The sequence below is a fragment of the Streptomyces sp. NPDC058663 genome (genome assembly GCF_042716745.1).
GTDB lineage: Bacteria > Actinomycetota > Actinomycetes > Streptomycetales > Streptomycetaceae > Streptomyces.
Window position 1 is genome coordinate 66,642 of the sequence record NZ_JBHXRV010000014.1, and the last position, 15,150, is coordinate 81,791.

General features: G+C 73.3%; 14 protein-coding genes. 5 read left to right on the forward strand and 9 right to left on the reverse strand.

What is annotated here, in order from left to right; translation table 11 throughout:
• Nucleotides 1-39: 39 nt before the first annotated feature.
• Nucleotides 40-519, reverse strand: coding sequence for a GNAT family N-acetyltransferase (locus ACFWVV_RS12890; protein ID WP_384341564.1), 480 nt, complete (start codon nucleotides 517-519; stop codon nucleotides 40-42).
• Nucleotides 520-605: 86 nt separating this feature from the next.
• Here ACFWVV_RS12890 and ACFWVV_RS12895 point away from each other — a divergent pair, with 86 nt between their 5' ends.
• Nucleotides 606-1,076, forward strand: a complete 471-nt coding sequence (locus ACFWVV_RS12895; RefSeq protein ID WP_384341562.1) for a MerR family transcriptional regulator — start codon at nucleotides 606-608, stop codon at nucleotides 1,074-1,076.
• A gap of 6 nt (nucleotides 1,077-1,082) precedes the next feature.
• Nucleotides 1,083-2,138, forward strand: a complete 1,056-nt coding sequence (locus ACFWVV_RS12900) for an aldo/keto reductase (protein ID WP_384341560.1) — start codon at nucleotides 1,083-1,085, stop codon at nucleotides 2,136-2,138.
• A 74-nt stretch (nucleotides 2,139-2,212) separates the two neighbouring features.
• Here the strand turns inward: ACFWVV_RS12900 and ACFWVV_RS12905 are convergent, their stop codons facing one another.
• Nucleotides 2,213-3,493, reverse strand: coding sequence for an acyltransferase (locus ACFWVV_RS12905; protein WP_384341558.1), 1,281 nt, complete (start codon nucleotides 3,491-3,493; stop codon nucleotides 2,213-2,215).
• Nucleotides 3,490-4,512, reverse strand: coding sequence for an alpha/beta hydrolase (locus tag ACFWVV_RS12910; RefSeq protein WP_384341556.1), 1,023 nt, complete (start codon nucleotides 4,510-4,512; stop codon nucleotides 3,490-3,492). The genes ACFWVV_RS12905 and ACFWVV_RS12910 overlap by 4 nt, the downstream gene beginning before the upstream one ends.
• Before the next feature lie 534 nt (nucleotides 4,513-5,046).
• Here ACFWVV_RS12910 and ACFWVV_RS12915 point away from each other — a divergent pair.
• Entirely contained in the window at nucleotides 5,047-6,033 is a 987-nt protein-coding gene (locus ACFWVV_RS12915; protein WP_384341554.1) for a hypothetical protein, read from the forward strand.
• A 93-nt stretch (nucleotides 6,034-6,126) separates the two neighbouring features.
• Here the strand turns inward: ACFWVV_RS12915 and ACFWVV_RS12920 are convergent, their stop codons facing one another.
• From ACFWVV_RS12920 to ACFWVV_RS12940, 5 genes are all read right to left on the reverse strand, one after another.
• On the reverse strand, nucleotides 6,127-6,807 hold the full coding sequence (locus ACFWVV_RS12920; protein ID WP_384341552.1) for a response regulator: 681 nt from the start codon (nucleotides 6,805-6,807) through the stop codon (nucleotides 6,127-6,129).
• Entirely contained in the window at nucleotides 6,804-8,342 is a 1,539-nt protein-coding gene (locus ACFWVV_RS12925) for a sensor histidine kinase (RefSeq protein WP_384341551.1), read from the reverse strand. Before ACFWVV_RS12925 ends, ACFWVV_RS12920 begins: the two co-directional genes overlap by 4 nt.
• 209 nt (nucleotides 8,343-8,551) lie before the next feature.
• Nucleotides 8,552-9,448, reverse strand: a complete 897-nt coding sequence (locus tag ACFWVV_RS12930) for a DUF4429 domain-containing protein (protein ID WP_384341549.1) — start codon at nucleotides 9,446-9,448, stop codon at nucleotides 8,552-8,554.
• Nucleotides 9,449-9,532: 84 nt separating this feature from the next.
• Entirely contained in the window at nucleotides 9,533-10,765 is a 1,233-nt protein-coding gene (locus tag ACFWVV_RS12935; protein WP_384341547.1) for an alpha/beta hydrolase, read from the reverse strand.
• A gap of 218 nt (nucleotides 10,766-10,983) precedes the next feature.
• Nucleotides 10,984-11,730: a TetR/AcrR family transcriptional regulator gene (locus tag ACFWVV_RS12940; RefSeq protein ID WP_384341546.1), complete on the reverse strand. Its 747-nt coding sequence runs from the start codon at nucleotides 11,728-11,730 to the stop codon at nucleotides 10,984-10,986.
• Nucleotides 11,731-11,847: 117 nt separating this feature from the next.
• Between ACFWVV_RS12940 and ACFWVV_RS12945 the strand changes: the two genes are divergently transcribed.
• Entirely contained in the window at nucleotides 11,848-13,458 is a 1,611-nt protein-coding gene (locus ACFWVV_RS12945; RefSeq protein WP_384341544.1) for an MFS transporter, read from the forward strand.
• Nucleotides 13,459-13,784: 326 nt separating this feature from the next.
• Nucleotides 13,785-14,252 (forward strand): peptidase inhibitor family I36 protein, encoded by a 468-nt coding sequence (locus ACFWVV_RS12950; protein WP_384342154.1) that lies wholly within the window; start codon nucleotides 13,785-13,787, stop codon nucleotides 14,250-14,252.
• Here the strand turns inward: ACFWVV_RS12950 and ACFWVV_RS12955 are convergent.
• On the reverse strand, nucleotides 14,233-15,024 hold the full coding sequence (locus ACFWVV_RS12955; protein ID WP_384341543.1) for a potassium channel family protein: 792 nt from the start codon (nucleotides 15,022-15,024) through the stop codon (nucleotides 14,233-14,235). The genes ACFWVV_RS12950 and ACFWVV_RS12955 overlap by 20 nt on opposite strands.
• Between the last annotated feature and the right edge of the window lie 126 nt (nucleotides 15,025-15,150).

Sequence of the window (15,150 nt, forward strand, 5' to 3'; positions counted from 1 at the left end):
CCGCAGGGCAAGCCCCAGGAGAGGTCCAGCGGACAAGTCCTAGGAGAGGTCCAGCCGCATCGCGGGGTCCGGGCGCCGTACGAAGCCCAGCGACGCGTACAGCGGCTCGGCCTCCCGCGACGCGTTCAGGTCCACCTGGACCACGCCACGCTCGCGGAACCAGTCGAGCAGCGCCCGGGTGCAGGCGCGGGCGCCGCCCGCGCGGCGGACGTCCGGGGCGGTGACGACGCCGAAGACATGGCCGCGGTTGCCCAGCGGAGCGCCCGGATTGCCGATGCGGTAGTCGACCGTACCGGCGGCCATCGTGCCCAACCTGCCCGTGGACGAGGGGTGTTCGGCGACGAAGGCCGCGAAGTCGCCGTCCGGGTCGGCGAGCCTCTTGCGCAGTCCGGGCAGGGAGGCGCTGTGCCAGGCCGTGTCTTCGGCCCCGTGGCCCAGAGCCTCCAGCATCATCTGGCGCAGCCGCAGCACTTCCGCCACGTCTCCGGCGTGCGCCCGCCGTACGGTGAGGTGAGTCATGCCGCGCAGATTACGCGGCGACCCCTGCAAAGTTCAGCCGGATTCCGCTTGCTTCGAGTGCACTCCAACGTTCTAGCGTGGAGGACATGACGGTGATCGACAGCACTCCCGTACGCACCGGGACCAAGCCCGCGAGGGGCACCTGCGAGCTGGCCGCCGGGCACCCGCTGCCCGAGGGGCGCGACCACTACACGATCAGTGAGGTGGCCGCGGTCACCGGGCTCAGCGCGCACACCCTGCGCTGGTACGAGCGGATCGGCCTGATGCCGCACGTGGACCGCTCGCACACGGGGCAGCGCCGGTTCCGCAACCAGGACCTGGACTGGCTCGCGCTGGTCGGCAAGCTGCGGCTGACCGGGATGCCGGTCGCCGACATGGTGCGGTACGCGGAACTGGTCCGTGCCGGAACGCACACCTTCGAGGAGCGGCAGGAACTGCTGGAGGCGACCCGCCGGGACGTGACCAACCGGATCGCGGAGCTCCAGGACACCCTGGCCGTACTCGACTACAAGATCGATGTCTATGCGGATGCCCGCCGGGCGTCGGAGAGGTTCTGACTTTTCATGAGCACCAACAGCACCAACAGCGCAAATAGCACCGCAGGCAGCAGCCCCCTTGCCACCACCCGTCTCGGCGGCCCCACCGGCCCCGAGGTCGGTGTCCAGGGGCTCGGGTGCATGGGGATGAGCTTCGCGTACGGGCCGACCGACGCCGCGGAGGCCAGGGCCACCCTGGAGCGTGCCCTGGAACTGGGCGTCACGATGTACGACACGGCGGACGCCTACGGGGACGGCGACAACGAGCGGTTCCTGGCGCCGTTCGTCGCCGCGCACCGCGACGAGATCACCCTGGCCACGAAGTTCGCGCTGGCCGTGGCCCCCGAGGACAGCACCAAGCGGTACATCAGCAACGACCCCGCGTACATCCGCGCCTGCATCGACGCCAGCCTCGGCCGGCTGGGCGTCGACGCCGTCGACCTCTACTACATGCACCGGCGCGACGTGAACATCCCGATCGAGGAGACCGTCGGGGTGATGGCCGAACTGGTCGCGGCGGGCAAGGTCAAGCAGCTCGGGCTGAGCGAGGTGACCGGCGACGAGCTGCGGGCCGCGCAGGCGGTGCACCCGATCGCCGCCGTGCAGTCGGAGTGGTCGCTCTTCAGCCGGGACATCGAGGCAGGTGTCGTTCCCGCGGTGGCCGAGACGGGCGCCACTCTCGTCGCGTACTCGCCGCTCGGCCGCGGGTTCCTCACCGGAGCCTTCGCCAGTGCCGAGAAGGACCTCGACGCGAGCGACTTCCGTCGCCAGCAGCCCCGCTTCAACGGGGCCAACGCCGAGGCGAACGCCGCGCTCCTGGACCCGGTCCGCGAGGTCGCCCGGGCCCGCGGCGTCACGCTCGGCCAGGTCGCGCTGGCCTGGGTGCAGCAGCAGGCACAGGTGCACGGGGTGTCGGTGGTCCCGATCCCGGGGACCCGCAAGCGCTCCCGGGTGGAGGAGAACACGGCGGCCACCCGGCTGGTGCTGAGCGCCCAGGAGCTGGCACTCCTGGAGCCGATCGCGGGACAGGTCGCCGGCGGCCGGTACGCGGACATGTCGTTCACGTCCGCGGGCCGCGAGTAGGCAGGCGGCTCGGGGAGGCGCTCCACGGCGCTCCGCGCGGCCCCGTACGCGCGCCGCCGGAGACCCGCGGTGCCTCACGCCAGCCCCAGTGCGAACACGGTGAAGCCCGCCGCGAGCAGTCCCGCGACCGCCCGGCGGGCCTTCGTCGTACGGGAGACCGGTCCCGCGGGGTGCTCGAAGACCCGCGCGTACTTCGCGATCACGGCCAGCAGTACGGCGAAGAGCGGCATCCACGCCAGCCGGGCCAGGATCCAGCCCGGCGTGTCCGGGGCGGCAGTCAGGCCCGGGATCGTACCGACGTACGACCCGGGGACGGCGGCGGCCAGCATCGCGGTCTGGTGCCAGCACAGGATCGTCATCGCGCAGAGGTTGATGACGACGACCGGAGCCCACAGGGCCGGCCGGGTCAGCAGTCCCGCGATCCTGTCGCGGAGCAGGATCGCGGCGCCGCTCTGGGCCGCGGCCAGGGCGAGGACCAGCAGCGACGGCGGATGCGAGTTGGTGCGGTCCTGGCCGGGGACGCCGACCATGGACGCCGGGTAGTGGAACGCGAGGAGCAGGGCGGCGAAGAGGGCGGCGCCGCCGACGAGCAGGACGTACGCCGTGCGCCTGCTGAGCTTCTTCTCGCCCCAGGCGACGCCGAGCTGGTAGGCGAAGAGCCAGCCGGGCAGCAGGTTGAGCAGACTCAGCCAGGAGGGCACGGCGTCGGCGAACGGGCCGTACCTGAGGAAGTCGACGACCGCGACACTGCCGATCAGGGGCACCGCCGACCAGGCGCCGATCCGCCGGGCCACCCGGATGCAGAGCGGGGTGAGCGCGGTGACCACCGCGTACACACCGACGAACCACAGGGGCTGGACGACGAGTTTCGCGCCGGTCCGCAACGTGGCCTCCGGAACCCCGAGCCCGTACAGCAGCGGGGCGAGCACCGCCCAGACGGCGGTCACCCCGAGCACCGGGCGGCCGAGCCGCACCAGCCTGCCCTTCAGCCACCCGGCAGCGGAACCCGCATGCTTGTGGAACGACAGGACGGAGGCGTAGCCGCCCACCAGGAAGAAGATGCCCAGCATCTGGAGGACCCAGCTGGCGGGGGCGAGCGCGGCGAACGAGGAGAGCGGGCTGGCGTTGTGCAGTGAACCCGCGTCCGCGTCGACGGTGAACCCGCCGAGCAGCCAGTGGCCGGTGGGGACCGCGAGGAGCGCGAGGGCACGGAGGCCGTCGATGGCACGGTCGCGGTGCGCGGGGGTCCTGGCGTCGATCTTCGCCGCGAGGGCGGCGACTCCCCGGGGTGCGCGGGCGGGGGACGCGGCGGCCGGGGCGGCGGTCCCGGGGGCCGGGCGGGTGAGGGTGCTCATCGGGCCGTTCCTTCGGTGATGGCGGCGAAAGCGCGCAGGGAGTCCGTACCGGGGGCGAAGTAGCCGGTGTGGCCGTGGGCGGTGGTGGCGGGGACGGGGCGGGCGCCGAAGGCCGCGTCGGCCGGGTCGGCGCCGTGGCCCAGGCCCAGGACCCGGACGTGGGGGATGCGGTCGATCCAGTCCGTGGCGTCCTTGGCGGCCCACACGCGGGCCTTGGTCCGCAGGCCGGCGGCGCTGTCCGCGTGCATCCCCGGGGAGGCCACGGCGACCAGGTCGGCGGCGTCCAGGCGGGACGCGGCCAGACCGCAGACGACCGAGCCGTAGCTGTGGCAGAACACGGCGGGGTCCGGTGCGCCCACCGCGTCGAGCCCGTCGGTGAACCGGACCAGCCGCTCGGCACCCGCCCCGGCGAGCGCACCGGTCGCGGCGTCCACACCGATGCCCACGGGGGTGGTGTAACCGGCCCAGGCGACGACGGCCGTGGCGGGCCCGGTCACCTCGCGCAGGCTCCGGGCCATGCCGGCCGGGGTGCCGTACGGGTCCCTCGCGCGGTCGTACGTGGAGGCGTCGATGTCCGAACCGGGCACCACCACCGCCACATGGGCCGCGCGCGCCAGGTCCCCGTACACCTCGACGACCTGTCCGCGCCCCCGGGGGTCGAAGGCGAGGATCTGCCGGCCGGGGGACAGGAGCCGGGGGAAGCGGCCGTCGGCCCGCAGGGCGCGCCGGTTGGCGGCGTAGCGCAGGGAGAGCGGGGCGCCGTCGAGGTTCCCGACGACGAGGGGGTGCCTACGGACGAGCTCTTCCCGCCGCTCCGCACTCAACCCGCCGAAGAACGCGGCCACTTGGGCGGGCGTACTGGCCGCCGGGTCGATCAGCCCCGCCCCGCGCCACGCCTCGGCGCCCGGCGGCGGGCCGGTGACGGCGCTCTGGGCATCGGCGGACACCCAGCCGGTGCTCCCCCCGAACATGGCCGCCACCATGACCACGGCGGCCAGCGTCCTCCTGAACCGGCGCATCGGCCCGCCCCCTCATCCTCAACCCTGCTCCACGGCTCCGTCGCGAGCGACGGCCTGACGTGGAGCAAGGTAGGAAGAGGGCATCCCCCCGGGCGTCACACCACGGTGCCAACTCCCGTGTGATACCGCAGTACTGGAGGTTTCCCGCAGCCCAAAAGGTAGGGCTGCCCCCACCCCGAACCGTGCCAGTACCCCACCCCCAGCCCCTTGGGCGCCGGGGCCGCCCCACCCCCTCCACCCCCCGTCCCCTTGGGCGGCGGGGCCGCCCGCACCCCACCCCCAGCCCTCCTGGGCGGCGGGGCCCACCCGCACCCCACCCCCCCAGCCCCCTTGGGCGGCGGGGCCGCCCCCGGGGGCGGAACGGGCGGGCAAGGGGGCGGCCCCCGGCGGAGCCGAACCCTCCGTCCCCGCCGGACCCCGCTCCCGCCCACCCCCGCCCCCATACAACCCCGCCCCGCACCCTCCCCCACCCGACGGACCCACCTCGTCCCCCGGACCGACGCACCCCCACCCGCCAGGAATCACAGTGGCCCCATGACCCGACCCCGCCTGCCCCACCTGGTCACCGCCTGGGCCCTGGCCCACACCACCCTGGCCGCCGTCGGCCTCGCCACCGCCACTCCTCTCTTCGTCCTCGGCCCCCACACCGCCCCCGTGGCACTGAACTGGTACGTCATCGCCGTGGCCGCCCTCGCCCTGGCCGCGACCGCCGTCCGCGCCCGCCGCACGGGCCACCCCGCCGCCCGCCGCGCCCTGTGGACCGCAGCCGCGCTCTCCCTGGTGTCCGGGTTCAGCCTGCTGATGGACGTCGTCATGCTGCTGACCGGCAGCTCCCCCGACAGCGTGGCCGCCGCCGCGCACCATGCACTCGGGGCGCTGGGCGCGGCACTGCTCGCAGCCCTGGCCCGCACACACGGGACGGACCGGGCAGACCCGGTGGGCAGGGCGGGCCGGGGGGACGCGGAGGTCCCCCCGCCGGCCAGTGCCCCACGCCCCGTCCAACTCACCGCACTCGCCGGCGCGCTGGCCTTCCTCCCGTACGCGGCGATGAAGACGGTCTGGGCGACCGGCGGCACGTTCGCGGGGGTGTCAGGTGCCGAGGCCCTGGCCGTCTCCCGGCGCAACGGAGCCTCCGGTCTCTGGCTGACGCTGGAGTCGTACGGCATCGACGCGACCGCCCTGCTCGCCGCGCTGGGCATCTTCCTGCTGTACGGACTGGTCAGGCCGTGGGGGCAGATCTTTCCCCGGTGGACCCTCCTGCTGGCGGGCCGGCGGGTGCCGCGCTGGCTGCCGCTGGCCCCGGCGGTGCTGGGGGCGGCCACGCTCGCACCGTACGGGGTGCTGGGCGTCGGGACGCTGGCGCTCGCCTCGTTCGGCGCGGTGGAGCTGCCACCGGGGGACTTCTCCACCCCGGGGGCCGCGATGACGGTGGGGTGGGTGGGGGTGACAGCGTTCGCGGTGTACGGCCTCGCGCTGGCCGTCGCGGCCCGCTCGTACGGGAACCGTACGAGGACGGAGTGAGCGGCACCCCCACCCGGCCCCCCACCCTCACACCAGCCCCCTCACCCCCTCACACCCGTACCCTCACCGCCTCACCCCCTCACACCCGCACCCTCACCCCGCACTCCCCGGCGCCACCAGCCCCGACTCGTACGCGAAGATCACCGCCTGCGCGCGGTCCCGCAGGTCCAGTTTGGCCAGGACGCGGCCGATGTGCGTCTTCACCGTCTGCTCCGCCAGGATCAGATGGTCCGCGATCTCCTGGTTGGAGAGCCCCCGGGCGATCAGCTCCAGGACCTCCGTCTCGCGCGGCGTCAGCCCGTTCAGCCGGAGCGCCGGGTTCCGTCGGGGGGCCGGCCGCTGTGCGGCGAAGTCCGCGATCAGACGTCGCGTCACCGAAGGCGCCAGCAGCGCCTCCCCCGCCGCCACCACCCGTACCGCCGCGATCAGATCGGCCGGCGGCGCGTCCTTCAGCAGGAACCCGGACGCCCCCGCCCGCAGCGCCTCGTACACGTAGTCGTCCACGTCGAAGGTGGTCAGCATCAGCACCTTCGGCCGGTGCACCACCCCCGCCGGCGGGTCCAGGAGTTCCCGCGCGGCGGCCAGCCCGTCCATCTCCGGCATCCGCACGTCCATCAGCACCACGTCCGGATGCGTGGAACGGCTGACCTCCACCCCCTGCCGCCCGTCCGGTGCCTCGCCCACCACATCGATGTCGGCCTGCGCCGAGAGGAGTGCGGCGAATCCGGCCCGCACCATGGCCTGGTCGTCGACGATGATCACGCGGATGGTCATGGCGCGGAGGCGTCCTTCGCTGTCGAATCGGTGGGGGCGGAGCGCCCCGCACGGCCCTTGCCGGCCGCACGGGCCGAGGTGGTCCCCGCGGCTTCGGAGACGTGCTCGGCGCCGCCCGCCGGACCGGAGTGACCCTCGGGCGCGGCGGTCTGAGCAGGTGTCCCCACCAACGGCAGCCGCGCCGCCACCCGGAACCCCCCGTCCGGCAACGGCCCGGTGTCCAGCGTGCCGCCGGTCAACCGTACGCGCTCGCGCATCCCGACCAGACCGTGCCCGCCGGCCCCCGTCGCCTCCACCCGCGAAACCGGTTCGGGGGCGGGCCCGTTGACCACCAGTACCAGCAGGTCCGTGTCCTCCGCGCGCACCGAAACCCGCGTCACCGCACCCGGCGCGTGCCGCACCACATTGGCCAGCGCCTCCTGCACGATCCGGTACGCGGACAGGTCCACCGCCTGCGGTACGGCGGGCCCGCCCTCCCCGGCACCCAGCCCCCGCGCCATCGACAACTCGGCCGGCACACCGGCCCGCACCGTCGCCTCCACCAGCTGCTGCACCTTGGCGAGACCGGGCTGCGGCGCCCGCTCGCCCTCCGTGCCCTCACTGCGCAGCACGACCAGGAGCCTGCGCATCTCGGTCAGCGACTCCCGCGCGCTGGAGGCGATCGAGGCGAACTCCTCCTCCGCCTCGGGCGGCAGCCCCCCGATCCGGTACGGAGCAGAGTCGGCCTGCACCGTGATCATCGACATGTGGTGGGCGACCACGTCGTGCAACTCCCGGGCGATCCGGGTGCGTTCCTCCAGGAGCTGACGCTGCGCCCGCTCGGTGACGCTGATGGTCTCCTGTTCCTCCAGCTTGCGCTGCGCCTCGCCGCGTTCCCGCAGCGCGCCCCCGATGACCAGCACGACGCCGCTGAGCACGATCGTCAGCACATTGGTGCCGTCGCTGGCCCTCGGCGCCAGTTGCCCCAGCACGAGGCCGGACACCGCGACGGCGATCCAGACCCCGATCAGGGCCTGCCGCCGCTCCCGCAGCGCCAGTGCGAACAGCAGGAACAGCGACCCGACGATCGTGGGCGCGGGCCACGGCCAGATGGACTTGTCCACCGCCGCGTCGACGAGGAACGGACTGCCGAGCAGCCCGGCGGGAAAGACGATCCACCAGGCCTGCAACGGCCGGTGGATGATCATCAGCAACGGGACGGTCTGGCCGACCGCGAGGGCTCCCGCGATCCCCCCGGATGCGCCGTAGTCGTTGGTGAGCACCCCCACCGTGACGGGCAGCAGCGTGGCCGTGAGGGCGATCACCACCACGTACGGCAGCAGCCGCTGCCACCTCTTGGGCGCCCCCGCGAGCAGCGGTGTCGGCGGGTGCGAGGGGTGGGTGACGGCGTGGGCCAGGGCACGCAGTTGTCGGGCCCCGGCGGCGAACAGCCCGTCCACGGGCGCCCCGCCGTGCGGAGCGCCCGTGGGCCTCGGCGGGAAGGAAGGGGGCCGCGGGGCAGAGCCGGGCGAGAAGGGCGGAGTCGGTTCTCTCATGACTCCCTCAGCCTAGGCAGCGCCGTCGCCCTCCCACGTCATACCGGGGTGCGGAGCTTGCCGTCATACCCCGGTAGCACCCCGCCGCGAACGCCGGGCGCGGACGCCCGCTCCAGACGCCGGGCGCAGACGCCCACTCCAGACTCCGGGCGCAGACCCCTGCTGCGGGCGCCGGGCGCGGCCCTCCCCGCGGCCCCTTGCGCGCAGCGCTAGAGCTCCGCCAGCAGTTCCGCCTTCTTCGCGTCGAACTCGTCGTCCGTCACCAGCCCCGCCCGGTGCAGGTCCCCGAGGTGGCGGATCCGCTCAGCGATGTCCGCGGGCTCCCGGCGCCCCGCACCCGCGGCCGCTACCGCCGCGACCCGCTCGCGCCCCGGATTCACCGCGGGCACCGTGGACCGCACGGCCGCCAGCACCGCGGCCGCGAACGGCAGCGACTCGTGCACCGGGCCGTAGCCCAGGCCGAACACCACCGCCGCAGGATCCTGGTCGGCCTGCCCCGGACGGTTCTCCTCCGTCGCCGTGTCCCGCCGCAGCAGCCGCAGATGCCCGTCGAAGACGTCGGGGGAGCGCCACTCGACGCCGCTGAGCGAGGCCACCGGGAAGTTCTGGTCGCCGACCTTCCACTTCGCCGACGAAGCCCCGGTCCAGAACCACCGGAACGCCACCTGCGCCCCGTCGAAGCTGGCCTTCCCGTCGTACGCCTTGAACTGCAGCGGCCCCTGCGGCGGCGCCACCAGGAACCGCTCCGCGGGCTCCGCGACGTCCGCGGCCCGGCGCACCAGGCCCCGCAGCTCGTCCGCGTAGTACTCCGCCAGCACCTCGCGCTCCGCGGGCAGCACCAGCCGGTAGGGGTCGCAGCTCTCCTTGAGCTGCCCCGCGGCCGCCTCCATCAGAGGATCGGCACCCGGTCTGGGCACCGCGTGCAGCACCACGGTGCCGCGTTTGCCCGGGGTCAGCGTCACATCGGCCAGCGCCTCGTGCGGGATGCGGCGCTCACCGAGCGCGGAGAGCAGTTTCGGCGTACGTATCCCCCGTTCGAAGCGGATGAGCACGGAGTCGCTGTCGAACTCCCAGGTGGCATGAATTCCGGCCAGCACATCACCCATGCGGCTCATCGTATGCGGCGTCCGGCCGGACGTCGCCCCTCAGCGGCCACCTCGATTTCCCGCCCTCTACGCGCGTCGGTCACCTCAGGCGGCCCTCCCATCGACATCACCGCTCTCCGCGATCCCCTCGCGGCAGGCGTTCCCGCCGCCCGCACAGCTCACCCCGGAGTAACTGCCCACACCGATCCGCGCGAAGTTGCCGACGCTCACGGTGCCCGGTTCGAAGTACCCGGTGTGCCCGACGGCGTCCACCGCGGAGAGCACCCGCGCGCCGAACTCCGGCGACACCGGGTCGCTGCCGTGCCCGAGCCCGCCGACCTCCAGGTACGGCACGTTCTGGATCCAGTCGTCGGCGTCCCGCATCGCCCACACCCGGGCCCCGGTGCCCAGCTCGGCGGCGGTGTCCGCACGCATGCCAGGGCTGCCCGAAACCGCTATGTCGGTGACCCGCTCCGGCAGGCTCCGTGCGGCCACCCCGCACACCACCGACCCGTAGCTGTGGCAGAACAGCGTCACCGGTACGGAGCCGGCCCCGGGCAGCGCCCCGGTCAGCGCGACCAGCCGCCGGGCACCCGCCTGCGCGGGAGCGCCGACCATCGCGTCCATACCGAGCCCGGCCGGCGCGGTGTAGTCGGCCCAGGCGATCACCGCGACCCGCTTGCCGGGGGCGGCCTCGCGCTCGGCCGCGTACAGCGACTTCGCCATCCCGGCCGGGGCGGAGTACTTGCGGTAGCTCCGCTCGAAGTTCACGACGTTCGTGTCCACCCCGGGCACCACGACGGAGATGCGCTGGGCCCGTTCCAGGTCTCCGAAGACCTCCGCGACCCGCCCGCCGCCGTCGGGGTCGAAGGCCAGCACGTTCCTGCCCTCGCGCTGCAGCGCCGCGAACCGGTGCATCCGCCGGTCGGCGTCCTGCCGCCCGGCCCGGGAGACCCGGGCGTTGCCCATCCGCTTGCGTTCGGTCTCCGTCGCCTGGCCGAGCGCCCGCCGGTTCGCCGCGAAGCGCAGCGGTACGGGCGTCCCGTTGAGGTTGCCGACGACCAGCGGGTGTTCCCGGACCAGCCGGCCCTGCTGGAGCGCGGACAGCCCGGCGAAGAAACGTGCCACCTGCTGCGGCGGGCCCTGCGGGTCGGGGAGCGCGCGGCCGTCGAAACGGCCGTGCCGCCACGAGGCGAACGCCTCCCTGAGGGACACGTCGTCGTCCCGCTGCTGGTGAATGGTGGTCCAGCCGGTGATCGTGAGCATCACGAACACCACGGCCAGGGCGAGCAGCGCCCGCCATGCGGCTGCGGAGGGGGAGGAGTCGAAGGAAGTCACTGCGGACCACCCTAGGAGAATCCTCGGAGCCCGTGGCCATTCCGTGATGCGTATCACGTTTCGATAAAGGTATGGAGGTCAGCGAGTGTATGCGGGAGTTTCGTGATCCACGACGGCAGGCACGTGCGGTGGCCCCGGGGGCGGGCCTCGCGGAACGTTCCCGGGCGGGCGTGCGGGGCTTTCCGGGGTGGGGCCCCGCGGGGTCTCGGGGGTGGTTCCTAGGGCGTTGCTGACGGTGCTTCCGAGGCGGGCCCCTGCCGCGACGGGCCCTCCGGCGTCCGCCAGTCGCCGGCCAGTGCCGGGCCCAGCTGGTCCAGGCAGAGCGCGGTCATCTCCCGTATCGCGGGCAGACTCGCGTCCTCCCGCTGCCCCCACATCCGGCCCGTCAGCCGCATCACCCCGCCGAACGCGGCCACGGCGATCCGGGGCCGGGGGTCCGCGTCGAAGTCGAGCCCCTCGCGCTCCGCGATGGCCCGCGCCATGGCGTCCTCCAGCTCCGTGGAGCGGCGCAGATGGACCGCGAGCAGCGCGGGAGTGGACTCGATCATCTGATAGGTCCGCATGTGCAGCTCGATGGGGATCACGGCCTCGATCGCCTCACCCACCGAGTCCCACGCCCACATCACGGCGTTGCGCAGCGCGGTCAGCGGAGCCTCACCGGCGGGCCGTTCGCGGACCGCCGCCAGGAACCGCTCCTCCACCATCGACACGACGGTGAAGGCGACGTCCTCCTTGGAGGCGAAGTAGCGGAAGAAGGTGCGCTGCGAGACCTCGACGGCGTCCGCGATCTCGTCGACCGTGGTGCGCTCATACCCCTTGGTGGTGAACAGCTCCAGGGCGGCCCGCAGCAGTGCGTCGCGCGTCCGGCGCTTCTTGCGCTCGCGCAGACCGCATACGGGCGTCCGGCCGCGCGGGCCGCTCGGGCGACGTCCGGTCGGTCCCGCGGGTTCCAGCTGGTCCGCCATCGCTCCTTGGCCCTTTTTCTCCGATTTGGCCTGCCCAGCTTACCTGTGAGCTACGTGACAGTTACCGGCTAGTGAATTGGTTCGTCAAGTGTCAGTGACTGTCACTAATCTGGAAGCATGACTGCACAGACCACGCTCGACAAGGTGCCGCCGGGCCCCGACCCCCTTCCGCCAAAGGCCAAGGGGCTTCGCGGCCACCCGTGGCTGACGCTCTTCGCCGTGGCGATCGGCGTGATGATGGTCGCCCTGGACGGCACCATCGTCGCGATCGCCAACCCCGCCATCCAGCACGACCTCAAGGCGTCGCTCGCCGACGTGCAGTGGATCACCAACGGTTATCTGCTCGCGCTCGCCGTCGCGCTGATCACCGCGGGCAAGCTCGGTGACCGCTTCGGCCACCGGCAGACCTTCCTGATAGGCATCGCGGGCTTCGCAGCCTCCTCGGCCGCCATCGGCTTCTCCAAGGAGATCGGCCTGGTCATCGCCTTCCGGGTGCTCCAGGGCCTGTTCGGCGCCCTGCTCATGCCGGCCGCGCTCGGCCTGCTGCGCGCCACCTTCCCCGCCGAGAAGCTGAACATGGCGATCGGCATCTGGGGCATGGTCATCGGCGCCTCCACCGCGGGCGGCCCGATCGTCGGCGGCCTGCTCGTCGAGCACGTCAGCTGGCAGTCGGTCTTCTTCATCAACGTGCCGGTCGGCGTCCTGGCGCTGGCCTTCGGCCTGGTCGTGCTGCGCGACCACCGCGCCGCGAACGCGCCGCGCTCCTTCGACATCCCGGGCATCCTGCTCCTCTCGGGAGCGATGGGCGCCCTCGTCTACGGCCTCATCAAGGCCGGTGAGTCCTGGGGCTGGGGAGGCACCAACACCTGGCTGTGCGTGGGCGGATCGGTCGTCCTGTTCGTGATCTTCGCCGTGTGGGAGACCAAGGCGAAGGAACCGCTGATCCCGCTCGGCATGTTCCGCTCCGTGCCGCTGTCGGCGGGCGTGGTCCTCATGGTGCTGATGGCCTTCGCGTTCATGGGCGGCCTCTTCTTCGTCACGTTCTACCTCCAGGGCGTGCACGGCCTGAGCCCTGTCGACAGCGGCCTGCACCTGCTGCCGCTGACCGGCATGATGATCGTCGCCTCGCCTCTCGCCGGCGTGCTGATCACCAAGTTCGGACCGCGGGTGCCACTGGTCGGCGGCATGGTGTGCACCGCCACCGCCATGTTCGGGATGTCCCAGCTGGACGCCGGCACCGGCACCCTGACCATGTCGGTGTGGTTCGGACTGCTCGGCCTCGGCCTGGCGCCGGTCATGGTCGGCGCCACCGAGGTCATCGTCGGCAACGCGCCGCTGGAGCTGTCCGGTGTGGCCGGCGGCCTCCAGCAGGCCGGTATGCAGGTCGGCGGCGCACTCGGCACGGCCGTGCTGGGCGCGGTGATGTCCTCACGCGTCAACGCCGAGTTCGCCGGCAACTGGAAGGACGCGGGCATCCCGACCCCGCCGCCGCCCGCCCTGGAACAGGCCGCGGAGTTCGGCATGGTCCCCAGGGAACTGGCCGATGCGCCGAAGATGACGCCCGAGGGCTTCAAGGCGATCTCCGGCGTCATCCATGACACGTTCGTGTCGGGAATGGGCTTCGCCTTCACCGTCGCGGGCTGTGTCGCCGTGGTCGCCGCCCTCGTCGCCTTCTTCACCAAGCGCGGTGAGAACGCGGACGCGGCGGGCGGCGGAGTCCACATCTGACGTACGTCTCCTCCGGTGCGGAAGCGTCAACCCCGCGCCCACCCAGCCCCGCCGGACCGGTTCCGGCGGGGCTGTCGCCTATCCGGGTGATCCACTCCGTGACCCCTTCCGCGGGCCTGTTTGCGCAGGCCACGGTGGATGCAGAGCCGCACACCGAAGTGCGGGCACACGACGTCATGACCGTCACGTCATGCCACGGGGGGACGATCCACATGAAGCTGCTCCGCACCACCGCAGCCCGCACCACCGCAGCCCGCACCACCGCAGCCCGCACCACCGCAGTCCGCACCACGACGGGGCGCACCACCGGACTGCGCGCCACGCCACTGCGCACCACCGCGCTCGCCGCCGCCCTGGCGGCCACCGCCCTGCTGCCACAGGCCGCCGCAGCCACGGGCACCCCACAGGCCCCCACCGCCACGCAAGGCCCCACCGCCACGCGAGTTCCCACCGCCCCACAGGCCCCCACCCTCACGAAGGCCCCGGCCGGCACCGCGGCACCCGCGCCCCGGCTCGGCAGCTGTGCCGCCGGTGAGCTCTGCCTCTGGCAGAAGCCCGGTTTCCAGGGCAAGCGGTACACCCACGAGCTGTCCGGCACCGACATCGAGTCCTGCGTACCCCTGCCGCCGGGCGCCGACGCGCAGGCGCTGGCCAACCGCACCGGGCGCCCCGTCACCACGTACCAGTCGGCCCAATGCGCGGAGACGGGCGAGTTCGACACCTATCCGGGCGGTGGCAGCTGGGTGCCGCAGTCCCCCTACCGGGTGCGGGCGTTCAAGGTGTGGGAGAGCTGACGGCGCCGGGAACCTGCGGGGGCGCGGCCGAGGGGACCGTGCCCCTCCCGTCCGAGGACAGCCGGCCGACCTCCGCCCGCAGCTCCTTGACCTCGCGCAGCAACCCTTCGAGCAGCTCCGTCTGCCGGCGCTCCTCGGCGTCGTCCCGCTCGAAGCGGGCGATGAACCAGGCGGCGATATTGGCGGTGACCACACCGAGCAGGGCGATTCCCGACAGCATCAGGCCGACCGCGAGCACCCGCCCGAGTCCGGTGGTGGGGGAGTGGTCGCCGTAGCCCACGGTGGTCATGGTGGTGAAGGACCACCAGACCGCGTCGCCCAGGGTCTTGATGTTCCCGTCCGGGGCGTCCCGCTCGACCTCCAGGACCGCCAGCGAACCGAACATCAGCAGCCCCACCACCGCACCCCCGACGTACGCGCTGAGCGTGATCTGCGAAGCCATCCGGGCCCGGCGCCCCACAAGCAGCAGCGTCGACACCAGCCGCAGCAGCCTCAGCGGCCTCGCCAGCGGCAGCACCACGGCGAGCAGGTCCAGCGGATGACTGCGGACGAAGAGCCACTTGCCCGGGGCCAGCGCCAGCCGCACCAGGTAGTCCGCGGCAAAGGCGGCCCACACCGCCCACTCGGCCGCCGAGCAGGCCCGGTGCACCCAGCCGGGCGCGTCCGGCGCGACGATCGGGACGGCATACGCGACGGCGAAGACCAGCGCGAGGGCGAGGAGGGGGTTCTGGGTGCGCCGCTCCCACCGGATCTGAGCGGTTTGCTGCTTCATGCCCGGCATCGTAGGGAACGGCGGAGGGGGGGCGGGCCCACCGGGGGCAGCCGCCCCCCACACACGCGCCAGCGACAGAAGGCGGGGCCCCCGGCCCCCCCGGGGGGGGGGGCGCCCGGGGGGGGG